We start from the raw sequence: 20,034 nt of genomic DNA, 5'->3' as shown, positions 1-20,034 counted from the left end.
GCATGACCGATCTTCGTATCCGGGCCGCAGAGCCCGACGACATCGACGCCGTGCTCGCCTTCTGGAAGGCGGCGGCCGAGGGCACCAGCATCAGCGACGACCGGGGCGGGATGGACCGTCTGGTCTCCCGGGACCCCGGGGCACTGCTCCTCGCCGAGCTGGACGGTGAGCTGGTGGGCACGGTGATCGCGGGCTTCGACGGCTGGCGCTGCCATCTGTACCGGCTGGCGGTGCATCCGGAGCGACGCCGCCGGGGCATCGGCTCGGCGCTGCTGGCGGCCGCCGAGGAGCGGTTCGTACGGCTGGGCGGGCGACGCGGGGACGCCATGGTGCTGGTGCGCAACGAGACCGCGCACCATGCCTGGCGGGCGGCCGGGTACGAGCCGGAGGAGAAGTGGCGGCGATGGGTGAAACCGCTGGCGGCGGCCACCGACTGAGGGTACCGACCGAGGAGCTTTGCCGATCCTTTACCATTGAGGGGTCCTCTGCGTTCCGATGACTTCCTCTATGAAAGGTGTGTGAGCGTCCGCCCATGGGCGAGCCTCCCGGTCCACTCCGCCGACAACACCGCGCGGTCCCGTCCGCCCTGTCCGATCATGGGACGGAGGTGACCCGATGACCGAAGTGCTCCTGCTGCTGGTGGCGATCCTGCTGTCGCTCGCCTGCGGCGCCTTCGTCGCGGCCGAGTTCTCGCTGACCACGGTCGGGCGCGGTGAGCTGGAGCGTGCCGTGGAGCGCGGCGAGCGCGGGGCGGCGGGCGCTCTCAAGGCCGTGCGGAACCTGACGTTCCAGCTCTCCGGGGCGCAACTCGGCATCACGGTCACCAATCTGGTGGTCGGCATGCTCGCCGAACCCTCGATCGCCAAGCTGCTGGCCGGTCCGTTGGAGGCGGTGGGCGTCTCGGCGTCGGCGGCGAGCTCGCTGGGCCTGGTGATCGGCACCGCGCTGTCCACGGTGTTCCTGATGGTCGTCGGCGAGCTGGTGCCCAAAAACTGGGCGATCTCCTCGCCGCTGGCCGTCGCCAAGCGGGTGGGCAACGCCCAGCGCTGGTTCAGCGCGGCCTTCCGGCCCTTCATCACCCATCTGAACAACACCGCGAACCGGGTGGTACGGCGGTTTGGCCTGGAACCCGCCGAGGAGCTCGCCTCCGCGCGCGGGCCCCAGGAGCTGGCCGCGCTGGCCCGGCACTCCGCCAAGCAGGGCGCGCTGGAGGCGGACACCGCCGAGCTGTTCGTGCGCACGCTGAACCTCGCCGACCTCACCGCCGAGAACGTGATGACCCCGCGCGTCCAGGTCGTCGCCCTGGAGCTCCGGGCGACCTGCGAGGACGTGGCGAACGCGACCCGCGCCACCGGGCTGTCGCGCTTCCCGGTCTACCGGGACAGCCTGGACTCGGTCGTCGGCACCGTCCACATCAAGGACATCGTGGCCATGCCGGCCGAGGACCGGGCCCACACGTCGGTCGCCCAGCTGATGCGGGAACCGCTGCTGGTCCCCGAGTCCCTCACCGTCGACCGCCTCCTGGACCGGCTCGGCGGCCGGCGCACCATGGCCGTCGTCATCGACGAGTACGGCGGTACGGCCGGGGTCGCCACCCTGGAGGACATCGTCGAGGAGGTCGTCGGCGAGGTCCGCGACGAACACGATCCGCACGAGACGCCCGACCTCGCTCCCGCCGGCGCCGACGAACAGGGCCGCGCGCTCTACTCGGCGGACGGCGCAGCCCGCATGGACCAGCTGGCGCGGGTGGGCCTGCGGGTGCCCGAGGGGCCGTACGAGACGCTGGCCGGGCTGGTCGCGACCGAGCTGGGCCGGATACCCGAGGTCGGGGACGGCGTGGAGGTCGCCGGATGGCGGCTGGACGTGGTGGACGCGTCCGGGCGGCGGGCGTCGCGGGTGCTGCTGCACGCGCCGCTCGCCGGCGGGCAGGATCGGGAGGGGGAGCGATGACCGCGGTACAGCTGCTGATCGGTCTCGCGACGCTGGTCGTCAACGCGTTCTTCGTGGGCGGCGAGTTCGCGCTGATCTCCGTACGCCGCTCGCAGATCGAGCCGCATGCCGAGGCGGGCGACCGGCGCGCCAAGAGCGTGCTGTGGGGGCTGGAGCACGTGTCCGCGCTCCTGGCCGCCGCCCAGCTCGGCATCACGCTGTGCACGCTGGTTCTGGGTGTGGTCGCGGAGCCGGCGATCGCGCATCTGCTGGAGCCGGTGTTCCACGCGATCGGCGTGCCCGAGAGCGCGGGCCACGCCGTGTCCTTCGTGATCGCGCTCACGCTGGCGACGTATCTGCACATGCTCCTCGGCGAGATGGTGCCGAAGAACGTGGCACTGGCCGAGCCGGTGCGCAGCGCGCTGCTCCTCGGACCGCCCCTGGTGGCGCTGTCCCGGGCGCTGCGCCCGGTGATCTTCACCGTCAACGCCTTCGCCAACACCCTGCTCAGGCTCCTCAGGGTGGAGACCAGGGACGAGGTCGCCGCGACCTTCACGGACACCGAGCTCGCCGAGATCGTCAAGGACGCCGGCGAGGCGGGTCTGATCGACGACCGGGCGCAGGAGCGGCTGCACGACGCCCTGGAGCTGGGCCGCCGGCCGGTGTGGGACGTGGTCGTACCGCTGGAACGTGTCGTCTACGCGCGCGTGGGCGTCACCCCGGAGGAGCTGGAGCGGCTGTCGGCGGAGTCGGGTTTCTCCCGCTTCCCGGTGGTCGACGAGGGGCGGCGGATCGTCGGCTATCTGCACGTCAAGGACGCGCTGGACGCCTCGCCCCGAAACGAGGCGTTCCGGCTGCGGGACATGCGGCCCATCGCGCGGGTACGGGAGGACGCCCCACTGGACGACGTGCTCACCGCGATGCGCGGCAGCCGCACCCATCTGGCGGGCGTCCTCGGCGACGACGGGCGGCTGGCGGGTCTGGTGACGATGGAGGACGTGCTGCGGGAGCTGTTCGGGCAGCATGCCTAGGCCTCCGGGGAGCGGTGCGGCCGCACGCCTGGCCCCCGGGGAGCTGTTCCGGCCCGCATGCCCGGCCCCCGGGGAGCGACCGACCGGCGGGTATGAGCCCCGGGATACCATTTCTGTCGCCATGCAGAAGAACCCAGTGCTTCCCGCACACTCCAGCCTGGTCGCGATCGGCGACTCCTTCACCGAGGGCATGTCGGACCTGAAGCCCGACGGCTCCTACCGCGGCTGGGCCGACGTCCTCGCCGAACGGATGGCCGCCGGCACGCCCGGTTTCCGCTACGCGAACCTCGCGGTGCGCGGCAAGCTGATCGGGCAGATCGTCGAGGAGCAGGTGGACGTGGCGATCGCCATGCGGCCCGACGTGATCACACTGGTCGGCGGCCTCAACGACACCCTGCGGCCCAAATGCGACATGGGCCAGGTCCGGGATCTGCTCACCGAGGCGGTGGAACGGCTGGCCCCGGCCTGCGAACAGCTCGTGCTGATGCGCAGCCCCGGCCGCCAGGGCCCGGTGCTCGACCGGTTCCGGCCGCGCATGGAGGAACTGTTCGGCATCGTCGACGCGCTGGCCGAACGCCACGGCGCCCTCGTCGTCGACCTGTACGGGGCACCCTCGCTGGCCGACCCCCGGATGTGGGACGTGGACCGGCTGCATCTGACGGCCGAGGGGCACCGCCGGGTCGCCGAGGCGGTCTGGCAGACCCTCGGCTACGAGCCCGAGGACACCGAGTGGCGCACGCCCATGCCGGCCACACCGCCGCCCGGTTGGCTGGCGCGCCGGATCGAGGACGTCCGCTTCACCAAGCAGCACCTGCTGCCGTGGATAGGCCGCCGCCTGACCGGCCGCTCCTCGGGCGACGGGCGGGCACCGAAGCGGCCGGAGCTGCTGCCGTACGAGGCGTAGCGTCGTTCCTGTGCGTACGCGGGTGATCAATGTGAGGGGCCGGATCCACGAGTTCGGCCCCCGGCTGGAACACGCCCCCGCGGACGTCGTCTACGTGGGCCGCCGCTGGACCCTGGGCGGCTGGGATCTGCCCCGCCACCCGCTCTCCAACCCCTTCGCCTACGACACGCCGAAGAAGCGGCGGGACGGCACCCGCGCCGCGGTGATGGCGATGTACCGGGCCTACCTGCTGGAGCGGCCCGAGCTGCTGGAACTGGTGTCCGAACTGCGCGGGAAGAGACTGGCGTGCTGGTGTGCGCCGGAGCTCTGCCACGCGGACGTCCTGGCGGACCTGGCCGACCTGCCACAGCCGTGACGCTGCTCTCGTAGGTTCGCACGTGCAGGCCTGCGGCGCTGGCCTGCACGAATCGCCAGTAGAATCCGTACACGTGACTTCAGCCGCGCCCGCCAAGCCCCGCATCCCCAACGTCCTCGCCGGACGCTACGCCTCCGCCGAGCTCGCCACGCTCTGGTCGCCCGAGCAGAAGGTGAAGCTGGAGCGGCAGCTCTGGCTCGCCGTGCTGCGGGCCCAGAAGGACCTCGGGATCGAGGTGCCGGACGCGGCGATCGCCGACTACGAGCGGGTCCTCGACACCGTCGACCTGGCCTCGATCGCCGAGCGTGAGAAGGTCACGCGGCACGACGTGAAGGCGCGGATCGAGGAGTTCAACGACCTCGCCGGGCACGAGCACGTGCACAAGGGCATGACCTCCCGCGATCTGACGGAGAACGTCGAGCAGCTGCAGATCCGGCTCTCCCTGGAGCTGATGCGCGACCGTACGGTGGCCGTACTCGCCCGCCTCGGCAAGCTGGCCGGCGAGTACGCCGAGCTGGTCATGGCCGGCCGCTCGCACAACGTGGCCGCGCAGGCCACCACCCTCGGCAAGCGCTTCGCGACCGCCGCCGACGAGCTGCTCGTGGCCCACGGCCGCGTGGAGGAGCTGCTCGGCCGCTACCCGCTGCGCGGCATCAAGGGCCCGGTCGGTACCGCCCAGGACATGCTGGACCTGCTGGGCGGGGACGCGGCGAAGCTCGCCGAGCTGGAGGACCGGATCGCCGGGCACCTCGGTTTCTCGCAGGCGTTCACCTCGGTCGGCCAGGTCTACCCGCGCTCGCTGGACTACGAAGTGGTGACCGCGCTGGTGCAGCTGGCGGCCGCGCCGTCCTCGCTGGCCAAGACGATCCGGCTGATGGCCGGGCACGAGCTGGTCACGGAGGGCTTCAAGCCGGGCCAGGTCGGCTCCTCGGCGATGCCGCACAAGATGAACACGCGGTCCTGCGAGCGCGTCAACGGCCTGATGGTCATTCTGCGCGGCTACGCCTCGATGACCGGCGAGCTGGCGGGCGACCAGTGGAACGAGGGCGACGTGTCCTGCTCGGTGGTACGCCGGGTGGCCCTGCCCGACGCGTTCTTCGCGCTCGACGGTCTCCTGGAGACGTTCCTGACGGTCCTCGACGAGTTCGGTGCGTTCCCCGCCGTCATCGCCCGCGAACTGGACCGCTACCTCCCCTTCCTCGCCACCACCAAGGTGCTGATGGGCGCGGTGCGGGCGGGCGTCGGCCGCGAGGTCGCGCACGAGGCGATCAAGGAGAACGCCGTCGCCACCGCGCTCGCGATGCGCGAGCAGGGCGCCGAGCGCAACGACCTGCTCGACAAGCTGGCCGCCGACGAGCGGCTGCCGCTCGACCGCGAGCAGCTGGCCGCCCTGATGGCCGACAAGCTGTCCTTCACCGGCGCGGCGGCCGCCCAGGTCGGTGTCGTCGTCGGCCGGATCGAGGAGATCGCGAAGCAGCACCCGGAGGCCGCCGGCTACACGCCCGGAGCGATCCTCTGACCCGGTTCACGGCGGCGGACCTGCAGGCCGCCCGCGACCGTCTCGTACCGGACGTGATCGCGGACGGCCTGCACGTCCTGTTCTGCGGGATCAACCCCGGTCTGATGACGGCGGCGACGGGCCACCATTTTGCCCGGCCGGGCAACCGCTTCTGGCCGGTGCTGCAACTGTCCGGCTTCACCCCCAGGCTGCTGAAGCCCGCGGAACAGGGCGAGTTGCTGTCGTACGGGCTCGGCATCACGAACGTGGTGGCACGGGCGACCGCGCGGGCCGACGAGCTGGCGGCCGCGGAGTACACCGAGGGCGGGCGGCTGCTGACGGCGAAGGTGGAGCGGGTGCGGCCCAGGTGGCTGGCGGTGGTGGGCGTCACGGCCTACCGGGCCGCCTTCGACGACCGCAGGGCCCAGGTGGGGCCGCAGGAGCGGACCATCGGGGACACGCGGGTGTGGGTGCTGCCGAACCCCAGCGGACTGAACGCGCACTGGACTGCGGCGACGATGGCGGAGGAGTTCGGGCGGTTGCGGGAGGCGGCGGAGGGCCGGCCGGTCACGGCAGGTCCACGTCGGTGACCACGGCGAGGAGTTGAAAGGGCAGATCCCTGTCCCACTGGGAGACGCCGAGGGCGATCCAGCGGCCGGTCTGCGTCGACTTCCACAGATGCAGGTCGGGCACATGGGAGGCGAGCGTGCGCCACGGCTCGGATATCGCCTCTCCCTCCTCGCTCCGCTGGAAGGCGCTGAACAGGCTGATCGGGCCGACCGGCGCGCAGCGCTCGCCGAGCCGCTCTCCCAACGCGTCCCGGTCGGCGTCGAACTGCGCCTCCGTCTCCTCCAACACGTCCAGGTCGGCCTCGTAGAAGTCGCCGCTCGTCGCTAACTCGGCTATGAAATAACCCGGTCCGCCCGTGCCGACGTCGACCCTGCCGTGCCCCGTCGGGAACTCCCGGGCGCACAGCTCGTCGATCACGGCGAGGTGCTTCGCGATGTCCATGTGATCCAGTAAAGCGGGTACCACTGACAATTGGCCGGTTGTCAGGCGTCCCGCCGGCGCAGGCTCCGGGCGCCGGCGAGCAGTGCGGCCGCCGCCCACACCGCGGTCACCGCAAGCCCGCTCCACGGTCCCAACGGGCCGTCCCACGACGTGTGGAGCACCACCTGCCCGGCCCTGTCCGGCAGAACGTCCGCCACGGAACCGGACATGTCGCCGATCACGAACGACACGGTCAGCAGGAACGGGATCAGGACGCCCAGCGTCGCGGTACCGCTGCGCAGCACGGCCGCGAGTCCCGCCGCGAGCAGGGCCATCAGGGTCAGATAGACCCCGCAGCCCAGTGCCCCGCGCATTCCTTGCGCCCAGGTCGGCCCGTCCGCCCCGAGCAGGAGCCTGCCCAGCACGAGGGTGACCAGCCCGGTGACAAGCCCGACGGCGAACACCGGAAGCGCAATCGCCATGGCCTTCGCCGCGAACCACCGGCGCCGGTCCGGCACCGCGGACAGGGCCAGCCGCAGCGCACCGCCCCGGAAATCGGACGAGACGGCCGTCGCACCGAAGGCGACCGCCGCGATCTGCCCGAAGGACACGCCGAGGAACACGGAGAAGAGCGGGTCGGTGCGGTCGGACCCGGTCGCCGCGAGCCCGGAGAACGCGACGGTGGCGAGCAGGACCGCGGACAGAGTGCCCAGGAGCGAGCGGAGCGTACGGATCTTGATCCACTCGGCGTGCAGTACGGGCCGGAAGGGCATGGTCAGGCCTCCTGGTGGTGGTGTGCGGTGAACTCGGCTTCTGCCGACGTCAGATCGAGGTAGGCCTGCTCCAAGGTGGCCTCCTCCTGGGCGAGTTCGAGAACGGGTACGGCAGCGTCGGCCAACAGGCGGCCGAGGTCCTCCACGCGCGCGTGCCGCACGGTCCAGGTGCCGTCCGCGCCGCGGTCCGCCGCGTATCCGTGCCGGGCGAGCAGTCCGCCGAGGCGTTCGTCGTCGCTGGTGCGGATCCTCGTCCCGGGCCGCACGCGCGCGTGGATGAAGTCCCGGACCGGGGTGTCGGCCAGGAGCCGGCCGCGGCCGAGGACGACGAGGTGGTCCGCGAAGGACGCCGTCTCGTTCATCAGGTGGCTGGAGACCAGCACTGTGCGCCCCTGTGCCGCCAGCCGGCGCAGCAACCGGCGGATCCAGACGATGCCTTCGGGGTCGAGGCCGTTGGAGGGCTCGTCCAGCAGGACCACCTCGGGATCGCCGAGCAGGGCGGCGGCGATCCCGAGCCGCTGGCGCATGCCCAGGGAGTACGTCCTGACCCGGCGGCGGGCGGCGGGGGCGAGTCCCGTCTCCTGCAGCACCTCGTCGACCCGGCGGACCGGGATGCGGTTGCTCGCGGCGAGGGCGAGCAGGTGGTCGCGTCCGGTGCGGGAGCCGTGCGCGGCGTCGGCGTCGAGGAGGGCACCCACCCGGCGCAGGGGCTCATGGAGTTCGGAGTAGGGCCGGCCGCCGACCGTGGCGGTTCCGGATGTGGGGTGGTCGAGGCCGAGGACGAGGCGCAGGGTGGTGGACTTGCCTGCGCCGTTGGGTCCGAGGAAGCCGGTGACCCGGCCGGGGCGGACGGTGAAGGTGAGGTGGTCCACGGCCCGGCGGCCGCCGTACTCCTTGGTGAGGTCGTGCACGTCGATACTGGTCATGGCCAACAGCGTGGCTGGTCAAGGGGGTTGTGATCCTCCCCCGCCGGTGGAGATGCTCTCCCCCGCTCGGGGGAGGCGTGTTGTCGGCGGGGCCTGTCAGGCTGTGCGCATGGCCCGATTTCTGCGCCCGCTGCTGCGGGGGACGACGTACACCCGCCTGCTGCATCTGTGGGTGCCGCTGCTCGTCGTCGGCCTGTGGCTCTTCGTCGACCCCTCGACGCCCTGGGTGCCCGCGCTGGTGCTGATTCCGGTCGGGCTGATCCCCGCCGTGCGCCGGGGCGAGGGTGTGCAGGCCCGGCTGCTGCTCACGCCTGGTGAGGAGCACTCGGAGATCTCGGAGACGCCGTCGGCGACCTGGCGGGACCGGGGCCGCACCGTGCTGTGGCTGGAGGCGCGGATGGTCCTCGGCTCTGCGGGCGCGTTGGCTTCGGTGTGGCTGCCGGCCATCGCGTTCGACCTCGCCCGGCTCGCGGCGGGGCAGGAGTCCGGCGGCATTCCGCTCCTCGACACCCTGCGTCCGCACTGGGCGTACGCCCTGCTGGTGCCGCTCCCGCTGATCGCCTTGTACGGGGCCGTCGTCGGGTTCGGGGAGCTGATCACCGCGCTGGCCCGGTGGCTGCTCGGTCCGTCCGCGGCGGAGCGGCTCGCGGCCTTGGAGGAGCGCACCGAGCAACTGCTGGAACGCACGCGCATCGCGCGCGAGTTGCACGACTCGATCGGGCACGCCCTGACGGTGGCGGTCGTACAGGCCGGGGCGGCCCGGGCGGCGGGGGATCCGGACTTCACCGACCGGGCGCTCGCCGCCATCGAGGAGACCGGCCGCAGCGCACTGGAGGATCTGGAACGGGTGCTGGGCGTGCTGCGTGAGTCGCGGCAGCCGGTGAGCGGGCGGCCCACGCTGGCCGACGCCGACCGGCTCCTGGAGTCGGCGCGGGCCTCGGGCGCGAAGGTCGACGCGGAGGTCACCGGTGCGCTGGAGACGCTGCCGGGCCCGGTCTCCCGGGAGGGCTACCGGATCCTCCAGGAGGCGCTCACCAATGTGCTGCGGCATGCGGGGAACGTGCCGGTGCGGATCCGGGTGGCCGTGGCCGACGGGGTCCTGGTGCTGGAGGTCCGCAATCCGCTCACCGCGGCGGTACCCGGGCCCGGACGGGGCAGCGGACTGCGCGGGATACGCGAGCGCGCGGCCCTGCTCGGGGGCCGCGCGCGGACCGGTCCTGACGAGGGCGACTGGCAGGTGCACGCCGAGCTGCCGATGGGCTGATCTACGCTGGCCGGATGCCGGTGACCGTGCTCCTCGTCGATGACGAACCGCTCGTACGCGCGGGTCTGCGTGCCGTGTTGGAGGCGCAGCCCGACATCGAGGTGGTCGGGGAGGCGGCGGACGGTGCGGCGGTGATCCCGCTGGTGCGGCAGCTGCGGCCGGACGTGGTCGCGATGGACGTACGGATGCCGCTGCTGGACGGGATCGCGGCCACGCGCGCGGTGCTGCGCACGGTGGCAAAGCCGCCCAAGATCCTCGTGGTGACGACGTTCGAGGACGACGAGTACGTGTACGAGGCGCTGCGCGCGGGTGCCGACGGGTTTCTGCTGAAGCGGGCCCGCCCGGCCGAGATCGTGCACGCCGTACGGCTGGTCGCCGAGGGTGAGTCGCTGCTGTTCCCCGCGTCGGTACGGCAGCTCGCGGCCCGGTACGGGGAGCGCGGCGGGCGGGACGCGCTGGCGGGGGCGCGGCTGACCGAGCGGGAGGCCGAGGTGCTGCGGCTCATGGCACAGGGGCTGTCCAACGCCGAGATCGCCGGGAAGCTGGTCGTCGGCACCGAGACCGTGAAGTCCCATGTGGGGGCCGTGCTGGCGAAGCTCGGGGCACGGGACCGTACCCAGGCGGTGATCGCGGCGTACGAGTCGGGCTTCGTCGCGCCCCGCTGAGCGCGGATCTCCGTCAGGTCGGGGGCTCCGGACACTCGCCGGGGCCGTCGGTACCGAAGTACGATCCGGCCAACACGCAGGGCGAGCTGGGAGGACGGACGTTGGCGGGGCTGACCGGCGGTGATCCGTCTCTGCTGCGAAGGATCAATTCCGCGGTGGTGCTGCACGCGCTGCGTGCCACGGACTGCGCGACGCTCACCGAGATCACCCGGGTGACCGGGCTGTCCAGGCCGACCGTCGAGGGGGTCGTCGAAGGGCTCATCGAAGGCGGTCTGGTCGTCGAGAAGGCTGCCGAGGAAGGCGCCACCCGACGGCAGGGGCGGCCCGCGCGACGGTTCCGGTTCCGGGCCGAGGCCGGACATCTGCTGGGCCTGGAGATAGGCGCGCACCGGGTCGCCGCGCTCCTGGCCGACCTGGACGGGCGGGTGCTGGGGGCACAGGCCAAGGACGTGGACGAGACGGCCGACGCGGACGAGCGGCTGGAGCGGCTGCGTGCCGCGGTCGCCGAACTGCTGCGCCGGGCCGGGGTGCCGCGCAGTTCGCTGCGGGCCGTCGGGGTCGGTACGCCGGGCATCGTCGAGGCGGACGGCACGGTGCGGCTGGGCACCGCGCTGCCCCAGTGGACGGGGCTGCGCCTCGGCGAGCGGCTGAGCCGGTCCTTCAAGTGCCCGGTGCTGGTGGAGAACGACGCCAACGCGGCGGCGGTGGCCGAGCACTGGAAGGGCGCCGCCACCGAGTCCGACGACGTGGTGATGGTGATGGCCGGGCTGAGCCCGGGGGCCGGTTCGCTGATCGGCGGGCGGCTGCACCGGGGGTACGGCGGGGCGGCCGGGGAGATCGGCGCGCTGCATCTGCTGGGCCGGGAGGTGACCCCGGAGACGCTGCTGTCCACCACCGACGAGCCGCTGCATCCGCTGGACGAGCAGGCGGTCGCCGAGGTGTTCGCGCTCGCCCGGAAGGGGGACGCGCGAGCGCGGGCCGCCGTCGACCGGTTCATCCAGCGGCTGGTGCACGATGTGGCCGCGCTCGTCCTGGCGCTGGACCCGGAGCTGGTGGTGATCGGCGGCTGGGCGGCAGGCCTCGACGGCGTCCTGGAGCCGCTGCGCCGCGAACTCGCCCGCTACTGTCTGCGTCCGCCGAAAGTGACCCTCTCCCTCCTCGGCGAGGCGGCGGTGCCGACGGGGGCGCTGCGACTCGCCCTGGACCATGTGGAGGAGCAGCTGTTCGCGGTGGACGGGACGGTCACCGCACGGCGCTGAGACGCTGTCCGCGAAAACGCGTCGCGCCCCGGAGGAGTTCCGGGGCGCGGGCCGTCCGGGACGGTGACTCCCGGGCGGTGGCTACGAGGCACTGGCTGCGAGGCAGCGGCTACGAGACGGTGACTACGAGGCCTGGCGCTCGGGGCCGTGGTGGATCTCGACGCCTCCGGTGTCGCCGAAGGTCAGCCGGCAGGTGTCCGCCCGGTAGGTGGCGACGGACAGCGCGGCGGTGCGGCCTTCGGCGAGGAATCGGGTGGTGACGACGAGGACCGGGGCACCGGGGAGCCGGTCGAGTTCCTTGGCGTCGTCCGCGCGGGCCGAGCCGAGCTCCACCGCGCGGTCCTGGCCCTCCAGCTCCAGGCGCTGCAGCTCGCGCAGCACCGCACGCGCGCGTGCCGCCCCGGACGGCGCGTCGATCGCCGTCAGGTCCGGGACCGAGGACGCCGGGATGTAGAGCAGCTCGGCGGCGACGGGCTGGCCGTGGGAGACGCGGGAGCGGCGCACGATGTGCACGGGCTCGTCCGCGCCGGTCTCCAGGGCAGTCGCGACGGCGGCGGGCGGCGCCGCGAGGGCGCAGTCCACGGACTGCCAGGCGTCGTCGGGGGCGCCCGGCCAGGCGTCCTGGTCGGTGCCCACGGCCACGCCCATGCGCGGCGGCGCGACCGTCGTACCGACGCCACGGCGGCGCTGCAGGCGGCCTTCCAGTTCGAGCTGTTCGAGGGCCTGACGGAGGGTGGCACGGGCCACGCCGAAGCGGGCGGCGAGGTCGCGCTCGTTGGGCAGGATCTCGCCGACCGAGAACTCCGAGTCGAGTGCCTCACTGAGCACGGTCTTGAGATGCCAGTACTTCGGTTCCGGCACCGATTCCAGCTGCGTGGTCCCCACCCTGTCCTCCGCAATCGCCGTGGTCCGGCGGGCGTTTTAGCGCCCTTATTTATTAAAGGTTGTTGTACTTATCTGCGACCATAGGGCGGCGCACACCCTTGGTCAAGACCAATCCTCGATCCCTTGGCCTACGCATAGAAAGCGGTGCCATACAGCGTTCACGAGGCGTTCGCGCGAGGTCGTTTTCGTGACATGGCGGCAAACCTCCCGTCGCCCGACGGGAGCCACCCGGAAATGGGGATCAGAGGTCCGCGAGGGACCGCAGTTTGTCGGGGTTGCGAATGATGTGGACGGTCCGCACCAGGCCGTCGGCGACATCCAGCTGGAGGACGCTGTCCGGCTCGCCCTCCGCCAGGAGGAGCACGGCGAGTCCGCCATTGATCTCCAGGAACCGGAAGGACAGCCCGGCGCCTTCCTTGCGGGCGACGCCGAGGAGGAACCGGCCGACCTTGGCGGGGGTGACGATGACGCGCAGCGCCGCGGTCGCCTTGCCGCCGCCGTCGCTGACGAGGCGCACGTCCGGGGCGAGCAGGGACATCAGCCCCTCCAGGTCGCCCTCGGCCGCGGCGACGAGGAAGCGTTCGGTCAGGTCCCTTCGCTGGGCCGGGTCGACCTCGTAGCGCGGCCTGCGCTCGTCCACGTGCCGACGGGCCCGCCCGGCGAGCTGCCGCACCGCGGCCTCACCCCGGTCGAGCATGGCCGCGATCTCGGCGTGCGGGTATCCGAAGGCCTCGCGCAGCACGAAGACGGCGCGCTCCAGGGGTGACAGCGACTCCAGGACGACGAGGACGGCAAGGGAGACGGAGTCGGCCAGTTCGGCGCGCTCGGCGGTGTCGGGGGCGGTGGCGGCGAAGTCGGTGACGTACGGCTCCGGCAGCCAGGGGCCGACATAGGTCTCGCCGCGCGCCTGGATCTGGCGGAACCGGTCGACGGCGAGCCGCGTGGTGATGCGCACGAGGTAGCCGCGCGGTTCGCGCACGTCACCCCGGTCGGCGCGGGACCAGCGCAGCCAGGCGTCCTGGACCACGTCCTCCGCGTCGGCCACGCGGCCGAGCATGCGGTAGGCGACTCCCATGAGCACGGGACGGTGTTCCTCGAAGACATCGGTCAGGGTGTCGGCGGTCACGGCCCCATCCCATCCGACACGTTCCCGCGTGTCCAGGCGGCGGCGTACGACGCGTTCCACCCCGTCCGGGCGCCCCGTACGACGCGTCCCACCCCCGTCCGGGCGCCCCGTACGACGCGTTCCACCTCCGTCCAGGCGCCCGCGTACGACGCGTTCCACCCCTGTCCGGGCGGAATCGGTCCGTCCACCGAGCGCGCGGCCCAGAATGATCCGCGGACCGCCGGTGGCCGGCGGTCCGGGCACGGGGAGGTGGCCGATGCGGTACGCGGTACTGGGCACGGGCGAGGTGGGCCGCACACTGGGCGGCAAGCTGGTCGCGCTGGGGCACGAGGTGGCCCTGGGTTCGCGCACCGGGGACAGTCCGGCCGCACTGGAGTGGGCCCGCGAGACGGGCGGGGGCGTCGGTACGTTCGCGGAGGCCGCGGCGGCCGCCGAGGTGGTCGTGAACGCGGTGGGCGGCCGGGTGGCACTGGCGGCGCTGGAGGCGGCGGGCGCGGAGCATCTCGCCGGCAAGGTCGTCGTGGACGTCTCCAATCCGCTGTCGTTCGAGGACGGCCGGGTGCGGTTGGACCCCGTGGAGTCGGACAGCGTCGGCGAGCAGCTCCAGCGGGCGTTCCCGCACGCGCGCGTGGTGAAGACACTGAACACCGTCAACTGCCAGGTGATGGTGGATCCGGCGCGGGTGCCCGGCGAGCACGTCCTGTTCGTGTGCGGCGCGGACGCCGAGGCCAAGGCGCAGGTGACCGCGATGCTCGGGGAGTTCGGCTGGCCGCCCGAGCGGGTGCTGGACCTGGGCGGGATCGAGGGGTCGCGCGCGGTGGAGATGTGGCTGCCGCTGTGGCTCACCCTCATGCAGCGCTTCGGGCACCCGGATTTCAACCTGGAGCTGCGCAGGGCCCGTTGAGCCGGTCCCGCCGCGGATGCACGACACGCCCCATCGGGGACTACCCGCCAGTAGTAATTGCTGACAAGCTGTCTACGGCGTCCGCCGAAGTCCCAGCCGAGGAGCCCCCGATGTCCGCCACCGTCTCCTTCAAGGTCCCGACCCCGCACGGCCAGCAGGACGTGACCGTCTCGTACGCGCGCGTGGGCCGTGGCGAGCCGCTCGTCCTGATCCACGGCATAGGGCATCACCGGCAGGCCTGGGACCCGGTGGTGGACATCCTCGCCACCGAGCGGGACGTGATCGCCGTGGACCTGCCCGGTTTCGGCGCCTCCCCCAGTCTTCCCGCGGGCCTCGCCTACGACCTGACGACGACCAACTCCGTACTCGGTGCCCTGTTCGAGGCCCTGGAACTGGACCGGCCGCATGTGGCGGGCAACTCGCTGGGCGGTCTGCTCGCCCTGGAACTGGGCCGCGAGAAGCTCGTACGGTCCGTCACCGCCCTCTCCCCCGCCGGGTTCTGGTCGCAGGCGGAGCGGCGCTACGCGTTCGGTGTGCTCATCGCCATGCGGCGGATCGCGGAGCGGCTGCCGCTTCCGATGGTCGAGCGGCTGTCCCGGACGGCCGCCGGACGGGCGGCCCTGACCAGCACCATCTACGCCCGCCCGGCACGCCGTTCACCCGAGGCCGTGGTCGCCGAGACGCTCGCGCTCGCGCGCGCCACCGGGTTCGCCGACACCCTGCGGTCGGGCTCCGCCGTCCAGTTCACCGACGACGTCCCCGGCATCCCGGTCACCGTCGGCTGGGGCACTCGGGACATGCTGCTGGTGCGCCGCCAGGGCGTCCGGGCCAAGCAGATCATCCCCAAGGCCCGCCTGGTCCGGCTGCCCGGCTGCGGGCACTGCCCGATGAACGACGATCCGGCGCTGGTCGCCCGGGTCATCCTCGACGGCAGCCGCTGACGGACGGCCGGGAAGCGACACGGCGCGGACACCCACCGACCGGCGGCCGACGGCGCGACGCAGAGCCCGGACAACCGACAAGCGGCGGCCGACGGCGCGACGCAGAGCCCGGACAACCGACAAGCGGCGGCCGACGACGCCACGCAGAGCGCGGACGACCGACGATCGGCTGCCAACGGCACGACGCAGAGCGCGGACAACCGTCGATCGGCCGCCACCGGCACGACGCGGACCACCGGCATCCCACGTGCCGTGGTCGGCCGCGCGCGCTGTAGCGGGGCCCTGAGCTCGAGCGGGCACCGAGCGGCGGTCGGCGAGGCGGGGCAGGATGCCGTCGGTCGTCTGCCGGCGGCGCTTGCGGCCGAGACCGGGCAGGGCCCCGGAGCCCACCGCGACACCGGCGCCGACCAGGGCGCCACCGGCGGCCTGGGCGAGCCCGTAGGAGCCCGTTCCCACGAGCGGGGCGGTGCCGACGGCCGTGAGCGGGACGAGTCCGGTGAAGAGCGTCGCGCGCTCCGTGCCGATCCGCTGGACGCCCATGTACCAGCACACGAAACCGACGACGGTGACGACTCCCGCCTGCCACAGCAGCGCGGCCGTCTCCACGGCATCGGGCCTGCGCAGCCACGCCCCGCCGTCGAGCGCGACCCCGGCCACCGCCGCCTCGACCGCGGCGAGGGCGCACACCGTGGCGGTCAGCAGCCGTGGCCCGAGCACCCGCAGCACCGGTCCCGCGAGCACCGCGAACCCCACCTCACCGGCCAACGCGCACACCGAGAAGGCGATCCCGCTCGGGTCCGTCCGCCCCCAGCCCTGGACTGCGAAGGCGCCGACGGCCACCAGCAACGCCCCGTAGAACACCCCGCCTTGGGGCTGGCGCCCGTCGAGCAGCGGGACCAGAACCGCGACCACCACCGGTGCACAGCCCACGAAGACACCCGGGACGGCCGGTTCCGCGGTGCGCTCGGCCGCGAGGATCGCCAGGTTGAAGCCGACCATCCCGACCGCGGCGAGCAGGGCCAGCCGCAGCCAGGCCCGCGCTCCGAGCCCGCGCAGCCGCTCGGCCGCGCCCGGCCCGGCGAACGGTACGAGCAGCGCGCAGGCGAGCCCGTAGCGGACGAACTGTCCTCCCGCGTAGGGGTAGTGGCCCAGCACGCTGTTCGCGGTGAAGGAGCCGCCGACGAGGACGTAGGCGAGCGCGGTCAGTCGGGCGCCGCGCGTGATGGTCGCGTTCACGAGGACGACGCTAGGAACACCGGCGGCCCGGATTAAGGTCCACTTCCATGACGTCATCGGGGACCAATCCGGGCGCCCTGCCCGGTTCCGCCGCGTGGGAGCTGTTGCTGCCGGCCGCCTCGGCACCGGCACGCGCGCGTGGCCGTTTCCTCCAGGCGGCCCTGCGCGAGGCGATCCGCGCGGGACGGCTCGCGCCCGGCACCCGGCTGCCGTCGAGCCGTGAGCTGGCCAAGGACCTCGGGGTGTCGCGCGGACTGGTCACGGAGGCGTACGAGCAGCTGGCGGCGGAGGGCTACCTGCGCAGCGGCCGGGGTGCGGGCACCTGGGTGGGCGGTGCCGTACGGGCGGCATCGCCACGCGCGCGTGACCTCGCGCCGCGCCCACGCGGTGTCCGGGTGGACTTCGTGCCGGGGTCACCGGATCTGGCCCTGTTCCCGCGCGCCGCCTGGGCCGCCGCGCAGCGCGAGGTGCTGGCGGAGCTGCCGCATCGCGACCTCGGCTACCCCGACCCGCGCGGACTGCCCCGGCTGCGCTCGGCCCTCGCCGAACTGCTGGCCCGGCGCCGGGGTGCGGTCGCCGATCCGGAGCGGATCGTGGTCGTCTCCGGAGTGGCGCAGGCGGCGACGCTCCTCGGCTTCGTGCTGCACGGGCGCGGGATGCGCGAGATCGGTGTGGAGGACCCCGGCAGCCCGCAGCACGACGGCCTGTACGCGGCGGCCGGGATGGGCACCGTGCCGCTGCCGCTGGACGACGAGGGCCTGGCGCTGCGCCCCCTGTTCGATGCGGGCGTACGTGCGGTGGTGACGACGCCCGCCCACCAGTACCCGACCGGGATCGCCTACTCCGCCGAGCGCCGCACCCGGCTCCTGGACTGGGCCCGTTCGGTGGACGGTCTGCTGCTGGAGGACGACTACGACGGGGACTTCCGCTACGACCGCGCCCCGGTCGGCGCGCTCCAGGGCCTCGATCCTGAGCGTGTGGCGTACATGGGGTCGGTCAGCAAATCCCTCGCGCCGGGACTGCGGCTGGGCTGGCTGCTGGTGCCGGAGTCCCTGGCGGACGACGTCGTGGACCGCAAACGAACCATGGACCTGGGGCACCCCGCTCTGGACCAGGCGGCGTTCGCACGGTTCCTGGAGCGCGGCGACTACGACCGCCAACTGCGCCGCTGCCAGCGGGCCTACCGGGAACGGCGGGACGTCCTGGTCGCCGCGCTCGCCGAACACTTCCCGCACGCGCGCGTGTCGGGGATCGCGGCGGGGCTGCACGCGATCGCCGAACTGCCCGAGTCCTACGGGCCGGAGAGCCGGTTCGCGGAGCGGGTGGCGGCGGCCGGGGTCGCGGTGCGTCCCCTTGGCGAGTGCACGCACGCGCGGGGCGACGGTTCCGTCGTACGGCTGGTGCTGGGGTACGCGCAGCTGTCTCCGGCGCGGATCCGGGAGGGGGTGCGGCTCATGGCGGAGGCTCTCCAAGGATGACGGCGCCCCGGCCGGCCCCGCCTCCGGCGCCCGTCCGTTGTTCACCCGCGGTTTCCGTGTGCGCTGCGGCGCCCCAGTAGTTGTGGCTGTGCACATCGGCCGAATCCCGTCCTGGAGGCCCTTCCATGTCCCTTTCGCTCCCCGGTCGCCGCAGCGTGCTGCGCGGCTCCCTCGCCGCGTCGGCGGCCCTGACCCTGCCCACGGCGCTCGGTTCGGCGCCGGCGTTCGCACTGTCCGGGCGTCCCCGCGCGGACTGGGGCGTACAGGCGGGCGACGTGACCGCCGGCTCCGGCCTGGTGTGGGTCCGTTCGGACCGGCCGGCCCGGATGATCGTGGAGACCTCGGCCACCGAGTCGTTCCGCAACGCCCGCAGGTGGCACGGCCCGCTGCTCGGCGCCGGCAGCGACTTCACCGGCACCACCCGGCTGCACGGGCTGCCGTCCGGCGAGCAGATCCACTACCGCGTACTGCTCGCCGACCCCGACGACCCGCGCCGCACCGGCGAACCGGTCAGCGGCACCTTCCGGACGGCCTCCGCTCGCCGCCGCCAGGGCGTGAAGTTCGTGTGGTCGGGCGACCTGGCCGGACAGGGCTGGGGCATCAACGAGTCCATCGGCGGCTACCGCATCTTCGACGCGATGGCGAAGCTGGACCCCGACTTCTTCCTCTGCAGTGGTGACAACATCTACGCCGACGGCGTGATCTCGGCGACCCAGGCGCTGCCCGACGGCAGCGTGTACCGCAACGTCACCAGCGTGGAGAAGTCGCATGTCGCCGTCACCCTGGACGACTTCCGCGGCAACTTCCGCTACAACCTGCTGGACCAGGCGCTGCGCCGGTTCAACGCCCAGGTCCCGAACGTCATCCAGTGGGACGACCACGAGGTCCGCAACAACTGGTACCCGGGCGAGGTCATCGGCACCGGCACCGCCTACCCGGCCGGTACCAAGCTGGACGACATGGCGCTGCGCTCGCGGCAGGCGTTCTCCGAGTACTTCCCGATCTCCACGATCAGCGGCCGTCCCGACGGCCGGATCTACCGCGTCCACCACCACGGCCCGCTCCTCGACGTGTTCGTCCTGGACATGCGGACCTACCGCGACGCCAACTCGCCCGACGACCAGACGACCGACCCGCAGGGCATCCTCGGCGCCGAGCAGCTGGAGTGGCTCAAGCGCGAGCTGTCCCGGTCGCGCGCGGTGTGGAAGGTCATCGCCGCGGACATGCCGCTCGGGCTCGTCGTACCCGACCCGGTCGAGGGCAAGGCTAACTTCGAGGCCGTCGCCCAGGGCGACCCGGGCGCGCCGCTCGGCCGTGAGCTGCAGATCGCCGAGCTGCTGCGGTACATCAAGCACCGCAGGATCACCGGCACGGTGTGGCTGACGGCCGACGTCCACCACACCTCCGCCCAGCACTACGACCCGTCGCGGGCCGCGTTCAAGGACTTCGCGCCGTTCTGGGAGTTCGTCTCCGGCCCGCTGAACGCCGGCGCCTTCCCGGCCAACGCGCTGGACGGCACGTTCGGACCCGACCGGGTGTTCGTCAAGGCGCCGACCGCCTCGAACGTGTCACCCGCGGAGGGCTACCAGTTCTTCGGCGAGGTCGACATCGACGGCGACAGCGGTGAACTGACGGTGCGTCTGCGCGAGTACGACGGCACCGTGCTGTTCACCCGGACCCTGCAGCCGGGCCGGGTCGGCCAGTAACTCCCGTACGCTCTTCCCAGGGCCGCGTATCGGCGTCATCCCCCGGTGCGCGGCCTTCTCGCATCTGTCGGCACGGGTCCTCCCGCACCGCCGAACTCACCCTCCCACATGGCGTTTTCGCAGGTCAGGCCCGACTGTCAGTGATCGCCTCTACGGTTTTTCCC

General features: G+C 72.8%; 19 protein-coding genes and 1 pseudogene. 14 read left to right on the top strand and 6 right to left on the bottom strand.

Annotated features, from left to right (window positions below; genetic code table 11):
* Positions 1-2: 2 nt before the first annotated feature.
* From EDD90_RS44725 to mug, 7 genes are all read left to right on the top strand, one after another.
* Positions 3-437 (top strand): GNAT family N-acetyltransferase, encoded by a 435-nt coding sequence (locus EDD90_RS44725; protein ID WP_123978778.1) that lies wholly within the window; start codon positions 3-5, stop codon positions 435-437.
* A 178-nt stretch (positions 438-615) separates the two neighbouring features.
* Positions 616-1,950, top strand: coding sequence for a hemolysin family protein (locus EDD90_RS44720; protein WP_123978777.1), 1,335 nt, complete (start codon positions 616-618; stop codon positions 1,948-1,950).
* Positions 1,947-2,960, top strand: coding sequence for a hemolysin family protein (locus tag EDD90_RS44715; RefSeq protein ID WP_123978776.1), 1,014 nt, complete (start codon positions 1,947-1,949; stop codon positions 2,958-2,960). Before EDD90_RS44720 ends, EDD90_RS44715 begins: the two co-directional genes overlap by 4 nt.
* A 121-nt stretch (positions 2,961-3,081) precedes the next feature.
* On the top strand, positions 3,082-3,864 hold the full coding sequence (locus tag EDD90_RS44710) for an SGNH/GDSL hydrolase family protein (RefSeq protein ID WP_123978775.1): 783 nt from the start codon (positions 3,082-3,084) through the stop codon (positions 3,862-3,864).
* A 10-nt stretch (positions 3,865-3,874) separates the two neighbouring features.
* Entirely contained in the window at positions 3,875-4,219 is a 345-nt protein-coding gene (locus tag EDD90_RS44705; RefSeq protein WP_123978774.1) for a DUF4326 domain-containing protein, read from the top strand.
* A gap of 73 nt (positions 4,220-4,292) precedes the next feature.
* Positions 4,293-5,738, top strand: a complete 1,446-nt coding sequence (purB, locus tag EDD90_RS44700) for an adenylosuccinate lyase (protein ID WP_123978773.1) — start codon at positions 4,293-4,295, stop codon at positions 5,736-5,738.
* Positions 5,735-6,307: a G/U mismatch-specific DNA glycosylase gene (gene mug, locus EDD90_RS44695; RefSeq protein ID WP_123982288.1), complete on the top strand. Its 573-nt coding sequence runs from the start codon at positions 5,735-5,737 to the stop codon at positions 6,305-6,307. The genes purB and mug overlap by 4 nt, the downstream gene beginning before the upstream one ends.
* Here the strand turns inward: mug and EDD90_RS44690 are convergent.
* Genes EDD90_RS44690 through EDD90_RS44680 form a run of 3 tightly spaced genes read right to left on the bottom strand, consistent with a single transcriptional unit; the run spans position 6,285 to position 8,406 of the window.
* The gene (locus EDD90_RS44690) at positions 6,285-6,728 is read right to left on the bottom strand and encodes a hypothetical protein (RefSeq protein WP_123978772.1); all 444 of its coding nucleotides are present in this window, start codon (positions 6,726-6,728) and stop codon (positions 6,285-6,287) included. The two genes, mug and EDD90_RS44690, sit on opposite strands and share 23 nt — an antisense overlap.
* Positions 6,729-6,769: 41 nt before the next feature.
* Positions 6,770-7,480, bottom strand: a complete 711-nt coding sequence (locus EDD90_RS44685; RefSeq protein WP_123978771.1) for an ABC transporter permease — start codon at positions 7,478-7,480, stop codon at positions 6,770-6,772.
* A gap of 2 nt (positions 7,481-7,482) precedes the next feature.
* On the bottom strand, positions 7,483-8,406 hold the full coding sequence (locus EDD90_RS44680) for an ABC transporter ATP-binding protein (protein WP_123978770.1): 924 nt from the start codon (positions 8,404-8,406) through the stop codon (positions 7,483-7,485).
* 109 nt (positions 8,407-8,515) lie between these two features.
* Between EDD90_RS44680 and EDD90_RS44675 the strand changes: the two genes are divergently transcribed.
* From EDD90_RS44675 to EDD90_RS44665, 3 genes are all read left to right on the top strand, one after another.
* Positions 8,516-9,670, top strand: a complete 1,155-nt coding sequence (locus EDD90_RS44675; protein ID WP_123978769.1) for a sensor histidine kinase — start codon at positions 8,516-8,518, stop codon at positions 9,668-9,670.
* 14 nt (positions 9,671-9,684) lie between these two features.
* Positions 9,685-10,335 (top strand): response regulator transcription factor, encoded by a 651-nt coding sequence (locus EDD90_RS44670; RefSeq protein WP_123978768.1) that lies wholly within the window; start codon positions 9,685-9,687, stop codon positions 10,333-10,335.
* Between the two features lie 101 nt (positions 10,336-10,436).
* Positions 10,437-11,594, top strand: a complete 1,158-nt coding sequence (locus EDD90_RS44665; protein ID WP_123978767.1) for an ROK family transcriptional regulator — start codon at positions 10,437-10,439, stop codon at positions 11,592-11,594.
* Positions 11,595-11,717: 123 nt separating this feature from the next.
* Here EDD90_RS44665 and EDD90_RS44660 read toward each other — a convergent pair whose 3' ends face one another.
* Together EDD90_RS44660 and EDD90_RS44655 are read right to left on the bottom strand one after the other, a co-directional pair.
* A complete protein-coding gene (locus EDD90_RS44660) occupies positions 11,718-12,479 on the bottom strand; it encodes a GntR family transcriptional regulator (protein WP_123978766.1) in 762 nt (253 codons plus the stop codon).
* 241 nt (positions 12,480-12,720) lie between these two features.
* Positions 12,721-13,605: an RNA polymerase sigma-70 factor gene (locus EDD90_RS44655; protein ID WP_123978765.1), complete on the bottom strand. Its 885-nt coding sequence runs from the start codon at positions 13,603-13,605 to the stop codon at positions 12,721-12,723.
* 256 nt (positions 13,606-13,861) lie between these two features.
* Here EDD90_RS44655 and EDD90_RS44650 point away from each other — a divergent pair, with 256 nt between their 5' ends.
* Positions 13,862-14,509, top strand: coding sequence for an NADPH-dependent F420 reductase (locus EDD90_RS44650; protein ID WP_123978764.1), 648 nt, complete (start codon positions 13,862-13,864; stop codon positions 14,507-14,509).
* Between the two features lie 110 nt (positions 14,510-14,619).
* The gene (locus tag EDD90_RS44645; RefSeq protein WP_123978763.1) at positions 14,620-15,450 is read left to right on the top strand and encodes an alpha/beta fold hydrolase; all 831 of its coding nucleotides are present in this window, start codon (positions 14,620-14,622) and stop codon (positions 15,448-15,450) included.
* A 372-nt stretch (positions 15,451-15,822) separates the two neighbouring features.
* On the opposite strand, the pseudogene EDD90_RS44640 reads toward EDD90_RS44645, so the two are convergent.
* Positions 15,823-16,686, bottom strand: a pseudogene (locus EDD90_RS44640) (EamA family transporter); the annotation flags it as partial.
* Positions 16,687-16,733: 47 nt separating this feature from the next.
* On the opposite strand from EDD90_RS44640, the gene EDD90_RS44635 reads away from it, so the two are divergent.
* Positions 16,734-18,164, top strand: coding sequence for a PLP-dependent aminotransferase family protein (locus EDD90_RS44635; RefSeq protein ID WP_123978762.1), 1,431 nt, complete (start codon positions 16,734-16,736; stop codon positions 18,162-18,164).
* A gap of 125 nt (positions 18,165-18,289) precedes the next feature.
* Entirely contained in the window at positions 18,290-19,870 is a 1,581-nt protein-coding gene (locus EDD90_RS44630; RefSeq protein WP_123978761.1) for an alkaline phosphatase, read from the top strand.
* Positions 19,871-20,034 lie beyond the last annotated feature (164 nt).

It is taken from the genome of Streptomyces sp. Ag109_O5-1, assembly GCF_003814875.1.
Classification (GTDB): Bacteria; Actinomycetota; Actinomycetes; order Streptomycetales; family Streptomycetaceae; genus Streptomyces; species Streptomyces sasae.
Note: the sequence above shows the minus strand (reverse complement) of the source record. Positions and strands in the feature narration are given on the sequence as shown.

What these genes read in the sequence shown, in the direction of transcription:
- EDD90_RS44725 (WP_123978778.1), top strand. Translation starts at nt 3, where the DNA reads ATGACCGATCTTCGTATCCGGGCCGCAGAGCCCGACGACATCGACGCC.
- EDD90_RS44720 (WP_123978777.1), top strand. Translation starts at nt 616, where the DNA reads ATGACCGAAGTGCTCCTGCTGCTGGTGGCGATCCTGCTGTCGCTCGCC.
- EDD90_RS44715 (WP_123978776.1), top strand. Translation starts at nt 1,947, where the DNA reads ATGACCGCGGTACAGCTGCTGATCGGTCTCGCGACGCTGGTCGTCAAC.
- EDD90_RS44710 (WP_123978775.1), top strand. Translation starts at nt 3,082, where the DNA reads ATGCAGAAGAACCCAGTGCTTCCCGCACACTCCAGCCTGGTCGCGATC.
- EDD90_RS44690 (WP_123978772.1), bottom strand. Translation starts at nt 6,728, where the DNA reads ATGGACATCGCGAAGCACCTCGCCGTGATCGACGAGCTGTGCGCCCGG.
- EDD90_RS44685 (WP_123978771.1), bottom strand. Translation starts at nt 7,480, where the DNA reads ATGCCCTTCCGGCCCGTACTGCACGCCGAGTGGATCAAGATCCGTACG.
- EDD90_RS44680 (WP_123978770.1), bottom strand. Translation starts at nt 8,406, where the DNA reads ATGACCAGTATCGACGTGCACGACCTCACCAAGGAGTACGGCGGCCGC.
- EDD90_RS44675 (WP_123978769.1), top strand. Translation starts at nt 8,516, where the DNA reads ATGGCCCGATTTCTGCGCCCGCTGCTGCGGGGGACGACGTACACCCGC.
- EDD90_RS44670 (WP_123978768.1), top strand. Translation starts at nt 9,685, where the DNA reads ATGCCGGTGACCGTGCTCCTCGTCGATGACGAACCGCTCGTACGCGCG.
- EDD90_RS44650 (WP_123978764.1), top strand. Translation starts at nt 13,862, where the DNA reads ATGCGGTACGCGGTACTGGGCACGGGCGAGGTGGGCCGCACACTGGGC.
- EDD90_RS44645 (WP_123978763.1), top strand. Translation starts at nt 14,620, where the DNA reads ATGTCCGCCACCGTCTCCTTCAAGGTCCCGACCCCGCACGGCCAGCAG.
- EDD90_RS44635 (WP_123978762.1), top strand. Translation starts at nt 16,734, where the DNA reads ATGACGTCATCGGGGACCAATCCGGGCGCCCTGCCCGGTTCCGCCGCG.
- EDD90_RS44630 (WP_123978761.1), top strand. Translation starts at nt 18,290, where the DNA reads ATGTCCCTTTCGCTCCCCGGTCGCCGCAGCGTGCTGCGCGGCTCCCTC.